We start from the raw sequence: 16,908 nt of genomic DNA, 5'->3' as shown, positions 1-16,908 counted from the left end.
GTTTTCTCCATGAAAACCTGGAGGGATCAACCAGGTTTTGTCGAACCTAAAGGAAAAGGGAGATGATAAAGGTGATTAAAACAGCTGATTTATGTGATCATTATGCAGAAGAACTCACGCTCGTTGGACTTGAGCTGAAGTCATACGGGGGCAAAAAGCAATTTCATGGGCCTATTTCAACTGTGCAGGTATTTGAAGACAATGTACTTGTAAAGCAGGCGTTGCAGACGATTCCGTCTGGGCATGTTCTTGTAGTGGATGGAGGCGGCTCAAAAAACTGTGCACTTGTTGGCGATTTGCTTGGTGCGATTGCGGAAGAAAGAAAACTTGCAGGCATCATTATCAATGGCTGTGTGCGTGATACAGCAGAGCTTGCCAAACAAAATATCGGTGTTTTAGCCCTCGGCAGCAACCCGTTTAAAAGTGTGAAAAAAGGCGAGGGAGAAAGGGATATTTCAGTCACATTTGGCGGCGCTGAATTTGTGCCAGGGCAATATGTATACGCAGACGAAGATGGCATTCTGATCGCTGAAAAACCGGTACACGAAAAGTAAAGTTCGGGAGTGGATCGTTTTTCTTCCTTATTATTATGTTTTTTAAACGTGCAGAAAAACAGCTCCAACATATTGTTTATGGTGGAGCTGTTTTTTTTCTTTTTAAAGTTTGTCATCATGTGAATGGTCACGATGATTAATAAATTGGCCCTTTTCATCTGGCGGCCTGTCAACTTTAGGCGCATCGGCAGGATAGGATGAGCCTCGGATAAAGCGGATTAGGATAAAACCTATAATGATGATGACGGCCAAAATCAGAAAGACTGTTAGTCCGTTCATGGAGCCCGCCTCCTTTATTCCTTCTCTTCCACTTATTTTAAACAATAAACCTTTATCTCACTCTTCAAAACGGAATATTCAAAAAGTATTCAGTTTCGACTCTTCTTCGGGTATAATGAGCGATGACGGAAAACATATAGGAAATGAGCAAGGTGAAGCCGCTTTGTGCGGATTCTGAAAAGGGAAGCTGGTGAAAGCCCAGCGCGGTCCCGCCACTGTAAATGGGAGCATCCGGCAGACTTGCCACTGTGCAAAAGCACGGGAAGGCGCCGGGTGTGATGAACATAAGCCAGGAGACCTGCCTTGCTCATGCACCAAAAACCTGCGCGGATAGGTGGTGTGACGAACCCTGATTTCGGGTTCTTCATGCGCCTTTTTTTAAACAGAGGTGCTTTTTTTGTGTGTTAAAAAAGGAGGAAATACAAATGAAAAAAACGTGGATTACACTTGGACTATCAGCAGCACTCTTAGCAGGCTGCGGAGGCGGGGAAGAAAAAACGACTGATACAGCCAAAGAAAATGAGCCGGCGAAAGAAACCGCTGCTTTTCCTGTGACCGTTACAGGAGCCGACAATCAAAAAGTAGAAATTGAGGCAGCGCCTAAACGTATTGTCACACTCGCGCCGAGCAATACGGAGATTGTATATGAGCTTGGGCTGGGTGAGGAAGTTGTGGGAGTTTCGGATAATGATACATATCCTGAAGATGTTAAAAACAAAGAAAAAGTAGGCGGAATGGAGTTTAACGTTGAAAAAATCATCAGCTTAAAGCCGGATTTAGTGCTGGCGCATGATTCTGCTGGGGCTGCTGCGGAAACAGGTATTCAACAGCTTCGTGATGCTGGTATTGATGTACTTGTGATCAACAATGCAGCCAGTATTGATGAGATGTATCAATCATTTGAACTGATTGGTGAAGCAACAGGAACAACGGCAGAAGCAGAAACAGAAGTAAAAGAATTAAAAGCTGGCTTTGCCGACCTTGAAGAAAAAGCTGCTTCTATTGAAGAAGAAAACGAAAAAAGTGTGTTCTTTGAAGTAGATCCGACCTTGTATACAGCAGGAAATGGTACGTTTTTAAATGAAATCTTCGACATGCTTCATATTAATAACACGATGGCCGATCAAGAGGGCTGGCCGCAGGTAACAGAAGAAGCGGTTATTGAAAAAAATCCAGATGTTATCCTATTAAACTATGGAGGTTATGTTGAAAACGCAGTGAATGGTGTGTTGAAGCGTGAAGGCTGGAGCAATGTAAATGCAGTAAAAAATAAAGAAGTATTTGAAGTAAATGCGGATCTTACAAGCCGGACTGGCCCGCGCCTTGTAGAAGGAGCTGAAGCCATTGCGGAAGCGGTCTACCCAGACGTTTTTGCTCAATAAAAAAACGGCTTACATCATTGCGCTGATTTTTCTGGCTGCTGCCGCATTTGCCGGAACAGCAGCGGGAACGATTAGGGTGCCATTTAGCCAGATTGCGGCTATTCTAGCACATCATATCGTTGGAACGGAAGGGAATATAGATCCGTCCATTGATAATATTGTATGGGAAATCCGTTTTCCCCGCGTTGTACTGGCAGGACTGATTGGGGCCTCACTGGCGATTGCGGGAGCTGCTTTTCAAGGCTTGCTCCGCAACCCGCTGGCGGATCCATATACCCTTGGTGTTTCATCGGGTGCATCGGTAGGAGCGGTTCTTGTATTGTTTTTTCATGTATCTATTCCGTTTCTGGGCGGCTTTACGCTTCCCGTTGTAAGTATAGTAACGGCTGTGCTGACGATTTTTTGTGTACTGCTGTTTGCGCAGGCCATTGAACGATCGATGAAACTTGAAACCATTATTTTAACCGGTATTATTTTTAGTTCGTTTTTAGGCTCATTTATTTCGCTCATGATTGCCCTTACGGGGGAAGAGCTCCGGCAAATCATCAATTGGCTGCTTGGCAGCGTGTCAATGCGGGGATGGCCTTATGTACAGCTGATGCTGCCGTTTTTTGCAGGAGGTGCACTCCTTCTGCTGTACTTGGCGCCAGAGTTAAACGCCATGTCATTTGGAGAAGAGAAAGCGAAACACCTGGGAGTGAATGTTCAGCGAAAGAAAATACTCGTACTGATTGCAGGTTCCATTTTAACTGGAGCGGCCGTTGCGGTATCCGGTACAATCGGATTTATCGGCCTCGTGGTTCCACATTTTATACGGCTTGTGATCGGGCCTGATCATCGACATTTGCTGCCTTTGTCCATGATTGCCGGCGGTGGATTTTTGATTATAGCAGATCTTGCCGCCCGTACGATCATTTCGCCGACAGAGCTGCCCATTGGCGTCATTACATCGCTGATTGGTGTACCGGTATTTGCACTTATTTTAATGAACCGAAAACGAAAAGGGGGCGTCGCGTGATGCTGCAAGTGAACGAGCTTTCAGGAGGATACGGAAGCGGGCTTATTGTCCGCGGCGTATCCTTTTCTGTTAAACAGGGAGAATTATTCGGTATTTTGGGGCCGAATGGAAGTGGTAAATCAACTTTACTGAATATGATCAGCGGACTGATCAAGCCGGCTGCGGGAGAAGTTCTCATAAAGGGAAGGCCGATTGATTCATACAGTCCGAAAGAGCTGGCGCGCATTATAGCGGTTCTTCCGCAAATGACGTCCAGCCAGTTTGCCTATACGGTAAAAGAAACGGTGTCGCTCGGACGGTACGCGCACCAAACCGGTTTTTTTAAATCATGGACTGAGCGGGACGAAGAAATGGTACAGGAAGCGATGCAGCGGACCGGAACAGCGGCGTTTTCTGAAAAACCGTTGTCTGCCCTGTCCGGCGGTGAACGGCAGCGTGTTTTCCTTGCGCAGGCGCTGGCGCAGGAGCCGGAAATCCTGCTGCTTGATGAACCGACCAACCATTTAGATCTGCCTTTTCAAAAAGACCTGCTCGATTTGCTGAAAAGAATGACAGCAGATGGATTAACGGTCGTTTCCATTTTTCATGACTTAAATTTATCTTCTTTATACTGCGACCGGCTGCTGCTTATGAACAAAGGAAGAATTCATGCGCTCGGCCAGCCGGCTGATCTGATGGTGGAGCAGGAGATTCGGGATGTGTACAGCACAGAGGTGCAAAAGCAGCCGCATCCGGAAGTGCCAAAGCCACAGATCAGTATCCTGCCGGAAAGGGTCCTGTCAAAAGAAGCTGTTGACATTGATGCGCATTTGCTTGAGCATCATGGCGGGCACCTGGTGCTTCGTTCACCCATCCCCCTTAAATCGCTGTCATCCGGTGTGATTGGCGCCGGATGGGGATGGCGGAACACGTTTGTAAACCGTCATGTGGACAAGCATTACAATATCGATAACTATGAGCAGGAAGCTGCTGCTTATTTTACGCAAAATGGATTTAACCTGCAGGAAACCGTTGGAATGATGACGGCCGTTTATATGGAGGATGCAGACTGGCGAAAAGAAGTGCAGGAAGATGCTTCTGTTTTTGCGGTGGCAACAGCCGGTGCCGGCAATGCAGTAGATGTTACGCATCCGCGCAGCAGCTGGAAGCAGCATCCTGCGCCAGGAACGATCAATATATGGGTTTTTGTAAACGGAAAATTATCGGAAGAAGCTTTTGTTCAAGGGGTTATGACAGCTACCGAGGCAAAAACAAAAGCGCTTGCGGATAGAGGAGTGTTGGATGTGAATACGGGAACAACGGCAACGGGCACCTCAACAGATAGTATATTAATAGCAGCAACACAGCGCGGTTCCTATCACCAGTTTGCCGGATCGGTTACACCCCTTGGCATTGCGATTGGGCGGGCGGTCTATCAATCTGTGACGGCGTCTCTTCAAAAAACAGCCCGCAGAAAGGGCGGCCTGTGATCGCACATGCGGCGGCAATCGTCATCGCCTTGTTTCTGGACAGGCTTGTCGGCGATCCGCGCAGCTGGCCGCATCCGGTTAAATGGTTTGGCGCGCTGATTGCTTTGTTGGACAGAAAGTGGAATAAAGGAGACCGCCGTTTCGAAAAAGGACTGGCTATGCTGGCCGTTGTTCTTTTCGTGACCGGCGTATGTTCATTTGGCGCGCTGGCACTCGCTGCCCGTCTTCATCCTTTTTTCTCCATTGCTTTAGAAGCCGTCATGATCTGGGCATCAATTGCACCGCGAAGCTTGAAAGAAGCAGGAATGGATGTGTATCACCCGCTCATTGCCGGTGATATGAAGGAAGCGCGTCATAAGCTTTCGTGGATCGTCGGGCGTGACACGGAAAAGCTTGATGAAGGGGAAATTACGCGCGGGGCGGTAGAAACCGTCGCAGAAAATACATCGGATGGTGTGATCGCTCCGCTGTTTTGGGCAATGGTTGGCGGAGGCGGAGCCGCCCTCCTGTACCGTGCTGTCAATACGTGTGATTCGATGGTTGGGTATCGAAACGAACGGTATGGCAGATTCGGCACGGCATCTGCCCGTTTTGATGATATCGTTAATTTTATTCCTGCCCGTTTGACCGCCGTCCTGCTTATTTTAGCGGCCAAAAAGCCGCAGGGAGGACGGGGCTATGCATGGCATATCGTACGGCGCGATGCGAAAAAGCATCCATCGCCGAACAGCGGCTGGTGCGAAGCAGCTGTAGCGGGGCTGCTTCAAATTGAGCTGGGTGGATTAAATACATACAAAGGCATTGTGTCAGACCGTGCCCGAATGGGAGATGCCATTCATCCCCGCCGCGCGGAACACATTATCGAAGCCGCTAAATTAATGGAACGAGCTGCTTATTTATTTGTGCTGCTGTTCCTTGCAGGAGTGATCATTTATGAAGCTGCCATCACATGGGGCTAACCCCGGTCATTTATATCAGGCATCGGGCGTAGAAAAGCCGGAAAGCATGATAGATTTTAGTGTAAATACAAATCCGTATGGGCCGCCCCGCTGGCTCAAAGAAACATGGCCGTCCCTTTTTGAAGTGGTGGAAGACTATCCGGACCCGTCCGGTAAAGCAGCCAAAGCAGCCATTGCCGCCCGATTTTCCATCGGTTCGGGAAATCTTTTGCTCGGCAATGGAGCGGCCGAGATTATTCATTTTATTGCCCGCCATGCTGCCGGACGCAAAGTGGTGATTGCAACGCCGGCTTTTTCTGAATATGAAGATGCCTGCCGGGCGTACGGCTGCGAGATCCGGCATGTGCCGGTTGACCCGGAAAATTGGGTGCTGCCAATTGAAGAACTGGCCGAGCAGGCAAAAGAAGCAGCCGTACTCTTTCTTTGCACGCCAAACAATCCAACCGGACAGGTGTTTCAAAGGGAAGAGCTGCTTGCGCTGCTTCGCCAAACCCGCCCGGTTGGCACATGGGTTGTTGTGGATGAAGCTTTTTATGATTTTAGCAGCGGGGAGTCTTTGATCACAGAGATTGCTTCGTTTCCGCATTTAGCGGTGCTGCATTCCATGACGAAAATGTACGCGGTCGCCGGCCTGCGCATCGGCTACGTGGCGGCTTCACAGGAAATCATTCATGCCCTTACACCTTACCAGCCTCACTGGAATGTAAACGCGATTGCGCTTCGGACCGCCGAAAGAATCGCGCAGGATACGGTCCATGCCGAGCAGACGAGAAAGTGGATTGAAGAGGAAAGGGATTGGATCGCAAGTGAGCTGGCAAAAGCAGGATTTATAGTTCTTCCATCTGCTGTAAATTTTTACTTACTGCGGGATCCGGCACTCGTTGACCAAAAACCGCTGCTCCGCTTTTTGCTTGGGAAAGGTGTTGTCCTGCGCCATACAGAAAACTTTGGCGGGCTGGATGGAAAATGGCTTCGTTCCGCGGTCAAAGGAAGGGTGGAAAATGAGCATCTGCTCACTGCTTTAAAGGAGTGGAAGGCACAATGATCGTTTTTATTACAGGAGGTGTCCGCAGCGGAAAAAGCAGCCTGGCTGAAAAGCTAGCGATGCAGCTAGCCTGTGAGGAAAGCCGGCTCGTTTATGCAGCATGCGGACAGCGGACAGACAGCGAAATGAAGGAACGTATCCGGCACCATCAAGATCGCCGGGCAAACTCAGGTGCCAGATGGATAACGGTGGAACAATCTGTTGACCTGGGCCAGATCGAGACAGCGCCGTCTGATATACTGCTGGTCGATTGTATTACGACGCTTTTGGCCGGTGAGTTTTTTCGTGAGGACAAGCCGGTCTACGAAGCAGACGAACGAATCGTAAGTGATTTGCTTTCGCTGGCTGGCCGGACGCACGCGGTCGTTCTTGTTTCCAACGAGCTGTCGTTCGAGCCGATGCCGGGTGAATTGACGGCGCAGTATGCGAAAAAGCTCGGCATGGTTCACCAGCGGCTTGTACAGGAATGCGAGATTGCTATTTTAGTAGAGCACGGTATTCCCATTGTCAAGAAAGGCGGGATTTTATGCGCGGAGTGATGATTCAGGGAACCTCTTCCGATGCGGGAAAAAGCTTCGTTGCGACGGCTCTTTGCCGTCTTCTTTTGCAAAAAGGATACCGGCCTGTTCCATTTAAGCCGCAAAATGTATCGAATAACTCCTATGTGACAGCTGACGGAAAAGAAATCGGCCGGGCGCAGGGACTGCAGGCCGAGGCGGCGGGCCTTGAGGCCAGTCCCTTCATGAATCCGCTGCTTTTAAAGCCTGCGGGCAATGGCTCGTCGGAAATTGTGCTGTTTGGGGAACGGCTTGAAGTCATGTCTGGCATGGCGTACAGAAAGTCCTATTATGAGCAGGCCATTTCCGCTATTCAAACAGGGCTTAAAGAAGCAGAAAAGCTGGGCGATACACTTGTGATTGAAGGTGCTGGCAGTCCCGTTGAAATGAATTTGAAAAAACGGGAAGTCGTGAACATGAAAACGGCGGAGCTTGCGGATGTGCCGGTTCTTTTAACAGCAGATATCGACCGCGGCGGCCTGTTTGCCTCGCTTGTCGGAACACTCGCTCTTTTAGAGGAAGAAGAACGCAGGAGGGTAAAAGGCATTATCGTAAACCGGTTTCACGGTGACCCTGCTTTCTTTGAAGACGGGAAAAAGTGGATCGAAGATTATACGGGTATCCCTGTTCTCGCGGTTCTTCCATTTTTGCCGGGGCATGCGCTTGAAGGAGAGGATTCTCTTTCGATCCGCAATGTAAACCGGGAGGGAGCCCATATAGAGCTTGCTGTTATCCGTCTGCCGTACGTATCCAATGGAAGTGATATAGAACCGTTTGCATTTGAAGAAGATGTGAGTGTGCGCTGGGTGGACAGTGCGGATACATTTGGGCAGCCGGATGCTGTCATTATTCCAGGGACAAAAAGCGCTTTTGCGGATCTCCGCTTTTTAAAAGACACCGGTCTCGCCCAAAAAATCTGTTCCTTTGCCGAAAAAGGAGGAACGGTTATGGGCTTGTGCGGCGGCTTTCAGCTCATGGGAAGAGAGCTGGTTGATCCAGAAGGCCGTGACACCGGGGTGCCGGATTCGATCGAACGAGCACTTAGCCTGATTCCGGCTGATACGGTATTCCAAAAGAAAAAAACGGTCATCCGTACAACAGGAACAGCGAATGGGATTCCGCTGTCCGGTTATGAAATTCACTTTGGCCGGACGACCGTAGACGGCCCGCCATTTTTAACGGGGGCTTCGCATGCGGACGGCTATCGTTCAGAAGATGGGCGGCTTTGCGGCACGTATTTACATCATTTATTTTACAATGATGCTTTTCGAGCCGACTGGCTGAATAGGCTTCGTCAGGCAAAGGGTCTGACGAAGCGGCCGCCGGCAGATATAAACCGAGATGGCACCTATGACCGGATTGCTGCTCATCTCGATAAACATCTTGATTGGCCGGCGTTTGCGGCTATTTTGGAGGAGCGGCAATGAAATCCTACTTATACGCTGCCGGGATCATCCTGCAATTTTTTACGATCGTTCCTTTGCACCGAACTTTGCCCATGGAGCGGACTGAGCGAAAAGCTGTTCTGCATTTACTGCCGCTGCTGGGCATGGCGAAAGGATGTATCTATGCCGGCACTTTTTGGATGCTGCTGGAATGGAGTCCCTTTTCGGCACTGTCCGCTGCATTTCTTGTCTGGTTGCTGCCCATTGCGTTAACCGGGGGGCTGCATTTGGACGGATGGATGGACTGGGCAGATGCCCATTTTTCCTTTCGTGATAAGGAAAAGCGGCTTGCTATTTTAAAAGATCCCCATATGGGTGCATTCGGAGTCCTGGCTCTTGTTTTGCTTTTAGCAGCTAAATTTCTATTCATTTACGAAACGGTGCGTGCTGGCAGCGGATATACATACAGCATCGTTCTCATTCCGTTTTTTGCACAGGCGCTCACCGGCCTTCTGCTTCAGTACGTACCACCGGCGAAAGAAGAAGGCTTAGCTGCCTTTTTTCAACAAGGGCGCTCTGCTTCAATGCCGTTTGTCTATGGCTGTTTTTTCCTGGCGGCTGTGCTTGTTTATGCGTTTCACCCTATGTTTTGGGTAATGGCAGGTGCTTCGTGGGTATATTTTATATGGATAAAAGGCGCCATGAAAAAAGAATTCGGCGGCATGACCGGAGATTTACTCGGTGCCTCACAGGAAGGAGCGGAACTGCTGTTATGGATGATTGTGTGGCTGTCGGTCTCTTTCGGCACGGGATAACAGAAGCAAACGAGAGGAAGCAATTTTGCGGCTGGACCGATGTGCCGCTCAGCGAAAGTGGGAGAGCGGCGCTTGGGCGGCCAATGGCAGAGTATGATTGGATCGTAACAAGTGATTTAGTGCGCTGCAGGCAAACTGCCACAGTGTTTTGGCCGCAGCCGCAAACCGTGTTCGACAAACTGCGTGAGTTTCACTTTGGGGAGTGGGAAGGGAAAACGCATGTTGAGCTGGAGCATGAATCTGCTTATCAGCGCTGGCTTGAGGACTACTCTCTTCCAGTACCGGGCGGCGATTCGTATGCCTCCTTCGCCAAACGGGTGGAAGAAGGGTTTCGCGATGTATTAAACGAAATGGCTGAGCGGAACATTCAGCGTGCAGCGCTTGTGACCCATGGCGGTGTGATCCGCCATTTATTATCGGTTTGGGCACCGGAAGCAAAAGGATTCGGTGAATGGACATCAGAAAACGGGCAGGGGTTCGAGCTTTCGGGAAGCCTAGCCGGCATGAGGAGGGGGAAACGATGCACTTCGTTACGGGCGGTGCCTTTAACGGCAAGAAAAAATGGGTGACCGCTTTTTATAAGCTGGAGCAGACACCGCACCAGTGGCATTCGTTTTATAAAGAAAAGGAAGCACCTGAATTAAGGGAAGAAATCGTTGTATTGGAAGGGATAGAGCGGTATATACGTGCCCTGCTGGAGCGGTCTGAAACACCGGAGGAAGCCCGGCTGCTGTTCCGAAAACAGCTGGAGAAGTGGCAACAAGAAGACCGGACAGTGATTTTAATTGGGACGGATATTACAAAAGGCATTGTGCCAATGAATGCTTTTGACCGTTTTTTCCGTGATGCAGCGGGCTGGTGTTTTCAAGATACGGCAGCCGCCTCCAGACGTGTAGACACCGTCTGGTATGGTATTGCCGAAACGATAAAGGAGGAAACAGAATGAGACTGTATACACGAACAGGCGACAAAGGAGAAACGAGCATTATCGGAGGACGGGTTGGCAAAGACAATGTCCGGGTAGACGCGTATGGCACAGTTGATGAATTAAATTCGATTGTCGGCATAGCGATGACTGAGCTTGACCCGGTCAAGTTTCATGATATTCTGGCGGATTTGGAAACCATTCAGCATGAACTATTCGACTGTGGCGGCGATCTTGCCACGATCAACGGGAAGCGTGGTTTTAAGCTGCAGCAGGAATCGATTGATAACATGGAAGCAAAAATTGATACGTATATTCAGGAAGCGCCGGAGCTGGAACGATTTATCCTGCCGGGCGGCTCAAAAGGCTCTGCCCATATTCATTTGGCACGCACAGTAGCGCGCCGGGCGGAACGTCTTGTTGTCGCGCTTATGCGCACGGGTGAAGAAGTGCACCCGGTGACACTGAAATATTTAAACCGTTTATCAGACTATTTCTTTGCCATTGCCCGTGTTATTAACTTTCGTGAAGGCGTGAAAGATGTGGAGTACGTCCGGAGCGCCAATGTTTTCCGGAAAGGAAAACGGAAAGAGGACAAATCATGAGAGCGGGAAAAGTAAGCTGGCTGGCGCTGTTTATTGCGCTGTCTGTGGCGGGCGGGATGATAAAAGTGCCGGCACCTGTTTCAAGTGTGGCGCTTGATTCATTTCCGGCACTGATTGGTGCGGTTTTGCTGGGCCCGGCCGCAGGTGCCTTGATCGGTGCTTTTGGCCATATCGTCTCAGCGCTGTTCGGCGGCTTTCCGATGGGGCCGTTGCACGGGATTGTGGCAGTGGAAATGGCCGCCGTTATGTGGGTGTTCGGCAGGATATACCGGTCAGGCTGGAAATGGATTGCCCTGCCGGTCTTTGTCTTTTTAAATGGAATCGTGCTGCCGGCGCTGTTTATCCCCTTTATGGGTATGGTGTTTTATGTAAGCTCGGTACCGGCGATTGGAGTTTCTGCTTTGATCAACGGTGCGGCCGCGTACGTATTGCTTCCTCGCCTGGTACCCCTATTTAAGAAACGGTATGGCCGTTTTTATGCGTGATGTGATTCGGACAAACGGGCTCATTATCGCTGCTGATAACAGCGGTGCTATTGGAGAAAAGGAGCATGATGCCGTCCGGGCTCCGTATGAAGTAGTTGGTTACTTTTCAGCCCGGGTTGCTTTAATGGAATGTATGGCTGCTGGTGGAGAGCCGTTTGCGGCAGTTCTTCATAATTTCTCCGGAAATGCGGCGTGGAAGCTGCTCAAAGAAGGGGTTCAGCGGGCAGCTGCTGAGCTTGGCTGTACACTGGAGGTGACCGGCAGTACAGAATCAAACTTCAGTATGCTTCAGTCAGCTGCTGGCATGGTCATCATCGGCCGGCATGCTCGGGAAGCCGGCTGTGTAGAAGGAAGTGAAGTACAGTACGGTGTTGTCGGCAAGCCGCTCGTCGGCAATGAAGTACTGGAATGTGCAGAAGATGTAGCGCCTCTTGCTGTTTTTCACGAAATCGTCAAAATGGAAGGTGTCCGGGCTGTTTTGCCTGTCGGGTCAAAAGGAATTGCCTATGAGCTTGGGCAGCTTTCCGGCAAAAAGGGCCGCTGCGAGCTGGATATGAAAAAATCAGCCGGACCGTCTACTTGTTTTTTAGTTGCCTTTGAAGAAGGAGCGGAACAGCGAATAGAGGAAGCAGCAGGACGGCTTTACCGGCTGCGCCTCGTTGAATCGGGCTGTTGACAAACATCCGCTTTCGGCGTCACTTGCCGTCTGCGAATGCTCATGACCCGAAAAAGGTCACTCCGCTTCTCAGCCGGCGGCGTTCCTGGAAGAGCAGGCGTTTTCAATCAGCCTGCTTTCTTATTTTGTGTACACCCTCATTCACCGGCTCAAAGCCGGTGAATTTTTTGTGAAAAGAAATGAATCCATTTGCTTGTATCATTCGTATACTAGATAACGAAGAAACAGGAGGAAATGATATGATGTTAAAATGGGCCGCGGCTGCCGGGCTGTCTGCTATTCTATTAAGCGGGTGCAGCCTGCTCGACCAAGCCAATGATACGTTAACCTATGCCAATGATATATCAGGCTTTTTGGATGAAACACAGCAGTTTGCGAGTGATATTCCGGCGCTGCTTGAAAGTGCTGCATCAAATCCAAGCTTGATGGAGGATGCCCAGGCGCAGCTTGAAAACATGCAGCAGGAAATTGACCAGGTACAGCAAATGGAAGCGCCGGTCATTGCGGAAGGCGTGCATGGAAAGCTCCTTGATTACAGTGCACAGCTTGAATCAGGTTTAAATGAAGTAAACAGCAAGCTCGAAAACGGTACACTTGACCCGGCTGCTCTTTTAGAAAATACGGAACTGTTAAAGACGGTCCAGGAACTTCAGGAGCTCCGAAATAATATTGAAAAGCTCGGCCAGTAAAACAAGCGCAAATTGATTTGCGCTTGTTTTTTTATTTCCTCCCAATCAAGTAAAAATGGCTTTCATTAAATCGTGTAAGGAAATATGACACGAAAGGAGAAATGAGAACTTGGATTTGCTAATTTAAAAAGTAGATAGCTAGAGGAGGAGATGGCATGAAGAAACAAAGTAAAACAGCAGCACTATTTACAGCAAGTATTACCATGGGGCTGAGCGTGTTTGCGACAACAGCGGGAGCCGAGTTTTCAGATGTAGAAGGGCGGCTGGCAGCAGAAGTAACAGAAGCAAAAGAGCGTGGTTTAGTCAGCGGATACATAGATGGCACATTTAAACCGAAGCAGGCTGTGACGAGAGGGGAATTTGCCCGGCTCGTTGTGGCTGTATACGAGTCAGCCGGTGGAGAGGAGCTGCCGGACGGTTCCTCGAAAACATTTAAAGATGTTCCTGCCGCGAGCACATTAGGCCCTGCGATTTTAAAAGCGGCGGAAAAAGGCTGGATTGCCGGTTACAGCGATGGAACATTCCGGCCAAACGAGCCGGTTTCACGCGAGCAGGCTGCCAGAATTTTAGCCGAAACTGCGGAGCTTGCGTCTGCAGCCGAATCGTTCAAGGATGTAAAGGATGACGGGGCGTTTGCCGGTTCGATTGGAGCGGTTGAAAGAGCTAAATTTATGTATGGCGACACGAACGGCAAGTTCAATCCAGCCTTGCATATGACACGGGAACAATCTGCCGCAACCATTTTACGGCTGTTTCACTTTCTCCAAAAAGAACTGGTTGAGCAGTTCGATATAGAAGAAGCAACTATTGCTGAAATGAGTGCTGCGATGGAGGAAGGGAGATTGACTTCAGAAGAGCTAGTCCGTTTTTATTTGGATCGTATCGAAAAGTTTGACCAGCAGGGGCCAAAGATCAACTCAATGATCTCCGTGAACGCACAAGCGATCGAAACCGCAAAACAGCTTGATAGAGAGCGGGCAGAAGGGAAAATCCGCGGAGCGCTGCATGGCATTCCTATTGTGTTAAAAGATAATTATGACACAGTCGATATGCCAACTACAGCTGGTTCCTTATCATTGGAAGGATCGATGGCACCGGATGATGCTTTCCAGACAGCAAAGCTGCGTGAGGAGGGGGCCGTCATTATTGGCAAAGCAAACCTGCATGAATTTGCTTTTGGCTTTAATACATACAGTTCATTGGGCGGGCAGACTTTAAATCCGTATGACTTAACACGTTATCCCGGCGGCTCAAGCGGTGGAACTGGTGCTGCTGTTGCTTCAAACTTTGCGGCAGCAGGACTGGGAACAGATACAGGCGGTTCGATTCGGGTACCGGCTTCTTTCAACAACCTGGTTGGAATCAGGCCGACAATGGGTCTTGCCAGCCGGGATGGCATTATTCCACTTGCACTGACGCAGGACACGGGCGGGCCGCTGGCTAGAACTGTGGAAGACGCGGCTGTTGTGCTGGATGCAATTGTTGGTTACGATAAGGCGGATCCGATCACAGAAAAAAGCAATGGCCATATTCCGGACAGCTACACCGATTACCTGGATGAAGATGGGTTAAAAGGCGCGCGGATCGGCGTTGTCAAAGCTCTGTTTGGAGAAGACGAGCAGATTATTGAAGCGACCGAGCAGGCGATTGATGATATGGAAGCGCTCGGAGCGGAGGTAGTAGACGTTACCATTCCAAACCTGGATAAAATTATGGCTTACCCAAGCCTAAGCTCCTATGAGTTTAAATTTCAGTTAAATGATTATTTAGCTTCGCTTGGAGAAAATGCACCTGTAAAATCGCTGAGTGAGATTATCGCGAGCGGAAAATATCATCCTGCAATGGAAGAATCAATGAAAGCGCGGGATGCGAAAGTATCTCTAGAAGAAGATGCCGCTTATCAGGAAATCATTGTAAACCGTCCTAAAATTACGACTGAAAATTTAATGGAAGTGTACGAAGGACAGGATATAGACGCTTTAGTGTATCCAACTTCGGCTATACTGCCGCAAAAAATTGGCGGTGATCAGGGCGGCGGGCCAAATCCTAAATTAAGCCCATTCTCAGGCTATCCAGCAATGTCGGTTCCAATCGGATTCAGTGATGAAGGACTGCCGATTGGCATGGAGATGCTTGGGACAGCGTTTAGCGAGCCGACGCTGATCAAGCTCGCTTACTCGTATCAAGAAGGGACGGAACACCGTCAGGCACCAGACTTTGAATAAAATTGGACAAAACCACGGGACTCGCGAGCCCGTGGTTTTTTATTGAAGTTAAAGGACGTAAAGAAACACACTCCAAAAGTGAGCGAGGCTGCCAAGCAAAATAAAAACGTGGAAAATTTCATGAAAGCCCATCTGTCCAAATTGCATCCAGGACGGCTTCAGCCCATAAATGATGCCGCCGATCGTATAAAAAATGCCGCCGGCTACAAGCAGGACAAGACCGCCAGTTTCCATGCTTGAAGCAAGCGGGGAAAAAACAAACACAGCCATCCAGCCCATGAATATATACAGAGCGGTTGACACCCATCTCGGGCAGGTGAACCAAATCATTTTAAACAAAATACCTAAAACAGCTGCAGCTAAGACGATCCAAAATAAAATCAACCCAGTCCGGCTATGCAGGCTGATCAAGCAAAAGGGTGCATAAGAGCCGGCGATAAGCACGAAAATCATCGAATGGTCCAAGCGCCTGAAAAGAGCAATCACCGCGTCGGACGCGATAACGGAGTGATAAAGCGCAGAAGCTGAGTACAAAAGAATTAAGCTGATGCCAAAGGCCAATACAGCTAAAAGGGCCAGTGCAGAGCCGGTTGTAGAAGCCTTGAGCAGCATCGCAGCAAGAGCTGCTACAGATAAAAATGCTCCAAACCAGTGAGTAAGGGCATTGATTGGTTCGCGAATAAGAGAGGTCATGGACGTTCCTCCTGTTACATGTAGTTTTAATAACTACGTAATATGATACTTTTATTATGTTATATAGTCAAGTTTTACATGTGGAGGATATTCCCTTATAATAAAAGTAATATAACGATCTAAAAAGCAGGTGTTTATGTGGGAAAACTGACAGACGTTTTAAATGAACTTCATCTTGATAACCAGTTGACACCGGATAAGATACCGAGTATTGACTTATACATGGATCAGGTTATTCAATTATTCGAACGAACATTTGAAAGCTCGACGCGGAATGAAGAAGAAAAAGTATTAACAAAAACAATGATCAACAACTATGCAAAAGGAAAACTGTTGTTTCCTATTCAGCAAAAAAAGTATTCGAAAGAGCATCTGCTGCTGATCAGCCTCATTTACCAGCTGAAAGGGTCATTGTCGATCAACGACATTAAAACAACTCTCTCCGGTATTAATGAGCGGATCGGTGACATTGATTTGGATTCTTTTTATGAAGAATTTTTAACGGTAGCGGCTGATAACGTGAAGCATGGAAGGGCAGACATTGCCGGCCGGATCGAAGACATTACGGCTCGTACCGATGAGCTTGGCCAGATTATGCAGATCCTGGCTCTTGTTCATGTGAGCAACATGTACCGCAAAACAGCAGAAAAGCTGGTCGATCAGCTGGCAGAAAAAAAGAATCTCTCATAAAAAGGAGATTCTTTTTGTTTTTTGAATACAAGCCTGCTGAAAAACAAAAAAACCAGGAAGAGTTCTCCTGGTTCTGATTATTTTACGCTTGATGCCCCGATAAGAGATTCAGGTGAACGGCCAAGAGCAAGCAGGCTGATTTTCGCATAACCTGTGTCTTTAAATGAACGGAAAAGCTTTTTCAAGGCATCAATATGCTCATCGTTTTTCAGCGTTTGAACTTCTTTTTTATAAAGGTGAAGCACAGAGCTGTATGGAATATTTGGGATGCAGTCATCAGAATTTTCGTCCATAATCAAGCAGCCCATATATTGATACTTTAACTGAAGTGAGCGTGTTAATCCGGCTACATGAACGAATTTTTCACAAAGAGCAGGATAAGAATCCTGCAAATCGACAATCGCTGTTTTCGCTTCTTTTAATTCATCAATACTGCACAATGTTGTAATCATTCTCG

General features: G+C 48.6%; 20 protein-coding genes and 1 riboswitch. Of the genes, 17 read left to right on the top strand and 3 right to left on the bottom strand.

The annotated features are described in order from the left end of the window. Positions 1-71 precede the first annotated feature (71 nt). Positions 72-554: a ribonuclease E activity regulator RraA gene (rraA, locus tag RG959_RS08595; RefSeq protein ID WP_342796744.1), complete on the top strand. Its 483-nt coding sequence runs from the start codon at positions 72-74 to the stop codon at positions 552-554. Between the two features lie 102 nt (positions 555-656). Here the strand turns inward: rraA and RG959_RS08590 are convergent, their stop codons facing one another. Continuing rightward, positions 657-833: a hypothetical protein gene (locus RG959_RS08590; RefSeq protein ID WP_342796743.1), complete on the bottom strand. Its 177-nt coding sequence runs from the start codon at positions 831-833 to the stop codon at positions 657-659. Positions 834-966: 133 nt separating this feature from the next. Further along, a riboswitch (cobalamin riboswitch) is annotated at positions 967-1,153 on the top strand. 105 nt (positions 1,154-1,258) lie between these two features. Here RG959_RS08590 and RG959_RS08585 point away from each other — a divergent pair. The 15 genes from RG959_RS08585 to RG959_RS08515 all read left to right on the top strand — a co-directional run bounded on the left by RG959_RS08585 (position 1,259) and on the right by RG959_RS08515 (position 15,068). Then, positions 1,259-2,215 (top strand): ABC transporter substrate-binding protein, encoded by a 957-nt coding sequence (locus tag RG959_RS08585; RefSeq protein ID WP_342796742.1) that lies wholly within the window; start codon positions 1,259-1,261, stop codon positions 2,213-2,215. Then, entirely contained in the window at positions 2,178-3,233 is a 1,056-nt protein-coding gene (locus tag RG959_RS08580; protein WP_342796741.1) for a FecCD family ABC transporter permease, read from the top strand. The genes RG959_RS08585 and RG959_RS08580 overlap by 38 nt, the downstream gene beginning before the upstream one ends. After that, the gene (locus tag RG959_RS08575) at positions 3,233-4,702 is read left to right on the top strand and encodes an adenosylcobinamide amidohydrolase (RefSeq protein ID WP_342796740.1); all 1,470 of its coding nucleotides are present in this window, start codon (positions 3,233-3,235) and stop codon (positions 4,700-4,702) included. The genes RG959_RS08580 and RG959_RS08575 overlap by 1 nt, the downstream gene beginning before the upstream one ends. Next, positions 4,699-5,661 (top strand): adenosylcobinamide-phosphate synthase CbiB, encoded by a 963-nt coding sequence (cbiB, locus tag RG959_RS08570; protein WP_342796739.1) that lies wholly within the window; start codon positions 4,699-4,701, stop codon positions 5,659-5,661. The genes RG959_RS08575 and cbiB overlap by 4 nt, the downstream gene beginning before the upstream one ends. Beyond that, complete coding sequence (gene cobD, locus RG959_RS08565) at positions 5,636-6,706, top strand: threonine-phosphate decarboxylase CobD (RefSeq protein WP_342796738.1); 1,071 nt, start codon at positions 5,636-5,638, stop codon at positions 6,704-6,706. The genes cbiB and cobD overlap by 26 nt, the downstream gene beginning before the upstream one ends. Continuing rightward, positions 6,703-7,245, top strand: coding sequence for a bifunctional adenosylcobinamide kinase/adenosylcobinamide-phosphate guanylyltransferase (locus RG959_RS08560; RefSeq protein WP_342796737.1), 543 nt, complete (start codon positions 6,703-6,705; stop codon positions 7,243-7,245). Before cobD ends, RG959_RS08560 begins: the two co-directional genes overlap by 4 nt. Then, entirely contained in the window at positions 7,233-8,690 is a 1,458-nt protein-coding gene (locus RG959_RS08555; RefSeq protein WP_342796736.1) for a cobyric acid synthase, read from the top strand. Before RG959_RS08560 ends, RG959_RS08555 begins: the two co-directional genes overlap by 13 nt. Continuing rightward, positions 8,687-9,463 carry an adenosylcobinamide-GDP ribazoletransferase gene (gene cobS / locus RG959_RS08550; RefSeq protein ID WP_342796735.1) on the top strand — a complete coding sequence of 259 codons (777 nt, stop codon included), beginning with the start codon at positions 8,687-8,689 and terminating at the stop codon, positions 9,461-9,463. Before RG959_RS08555 ends, cobS begins: the two co-directional genes overlap by 4 nt. Next, positions 9,421-10,032, top strand: coding sequence for a histidine phosphatase family protein (locus RG959_RS08545; RefSeq protein WP_342796734.1), 612 nt, complete (start codon positions 9,421-9,423; stop codon positions 10,030-10,032). Before cobS ends, RG959_RS08545 begins: the two co-directional genes overlap by 43 nt. Continuing rightward, positions 9,984-10,409 carry a bifunctional adenosylcobinamide kinase/adenosylcobinamide-phosphate guanylyltransferase gene (locus RG959_RS08540; RefSeq protein WP_342796733.1) on the top strand — a complete coding sequence of 142 codons (426 nt, stop codon included), beginning with the start codon at positions 9,984-9,986 and terminating at the stop codon, positions 10,407-10,409. The genes RG959_RS08545 and RG959_RS08540 overlap by 49 nt, the downstream gene beginning before the upstream one ends. Beyond that, positions 10,406-10,993, top strand: a complete 588-nt coding sequence (locus RG959_RS08535; protein ID WP_342796732.1) for a cob(I)yrinic acid a,c-diamide adenosyltransferase — start codon at positions 10,406-10,408, stop codon at positions 10,991-10,993. Before RG959_RS08540 ends, RG959_RS08535 begins: the two co-directional genes overlap by 4 nt. Continuing rightward, the gene (locus tag RG959_RS08530; RefSeq protein WP_342796731.1) at positions 10,990-11,478 is read left to right on the top strand and encodes an ECF transporter S component; all 489 of its coding nucleotides are present in this window, start codon (positions 10,990-10,992) and stop codon (positions 11,476-11,478) included. The genes RG959_RS08535 and RG959_RS08530 overlap by 4 nt, the downstream gene beginning before the upstream one ends. After that, positions 11,471-12,154 (top strand): ATP-binding protein, encoded by a 684-nt coding sequence (locus tag RG959_RS08525; RefSeq protein ID WP_342796730.1) that lies wholly within the window; start codon positions 11,471-11,473, stop codon positions 12,152-12,154. Before RG959_RS08530 ends, RG959_RS08525 begins: the two co-directional genes overlap by 8 nt. Before the next feature lie 239 nt (positions 12,155-12,393). Then, positions 12,394-12,843 (top strand): DUF6376 family protein, encoded by a 450-nt coding sequence (locus RG959_RS08520; RefSeq protein ID WP_342796729.1) that lies wholly within the window; start codon positions 12,394-12,396, stop codon positions 12,841-12,843. Positions 12,844-12,998: 155 nt separating this feature from the next. Further along, positions 12,999-15,068, top strand: a complete 2,070-nt coding sequence (locus RG959_RS08515) for an amidase family protein (RefSeq protein WP_342796728.1) — start codon at positions 12,999-13,001, stop codon at positions 15,066-15,068. A gap of 48 nt (positions 15,069-15,116) precedes the next feature. On the opposite strand, the gene trhA is transcribed toward RG959_RS08515, so the two are convergent. After that, positions 15,117-15,761: a PAQR family membrane homeostasis protein TrhA gene (trhA, locus tag RG959_RS08510; protein ID WP_342796727.1), complete on the bottom strand. Its 645-nt coding sequence runs from the start codon at positions 15,759-15,761 to the stop codon at positions 15,117-15,119. A gap of 138 nt (positions 15,762-15,899) precedes the next feature. Between trhA and RG959_RS08505 the strand changes: the two genes are divergently transcribed. Further along, entirely contained in the window at positions 15,900-16,451 is a 552-nt protein-coding gene (locus RG959_RS08505; protein ID WP_342796726.1) for a DUF1836 domain-containing protein, read from the top strand. 77 nt (positions 16,452-16,528) lie between these two features. Here RG959_RS08505 and RG959_RS08500 read toward each other — a convergent pair whose 3' ends face one another. After that, on the bottom strand, positions 16,529-16,903 hold the full coding sequence (locus RG959_RS08500) for a hypothetical protein (protein WP_342796725.1): 375 nt from the start codon (positions 16,901-16,903) through the stop codon (positions 16,529-16,531). Positions 16,904-16,908: the final 5 nt, after the last annotated feature.

This window comes from Domibacillus sp. 8LH (assembly GCF_038806185.1).
Classification (GTDB): domain Bacteria; phylum Bacillota; class Bacilli; order Bacillales; family Domibacillaceae; genus Domibacillus; species Domibacillus indicus_A.
Note: the sequence above shows the minus strand (reverse complement) of the source record. Positions and strands in the feature narration are given on the sequence as shown.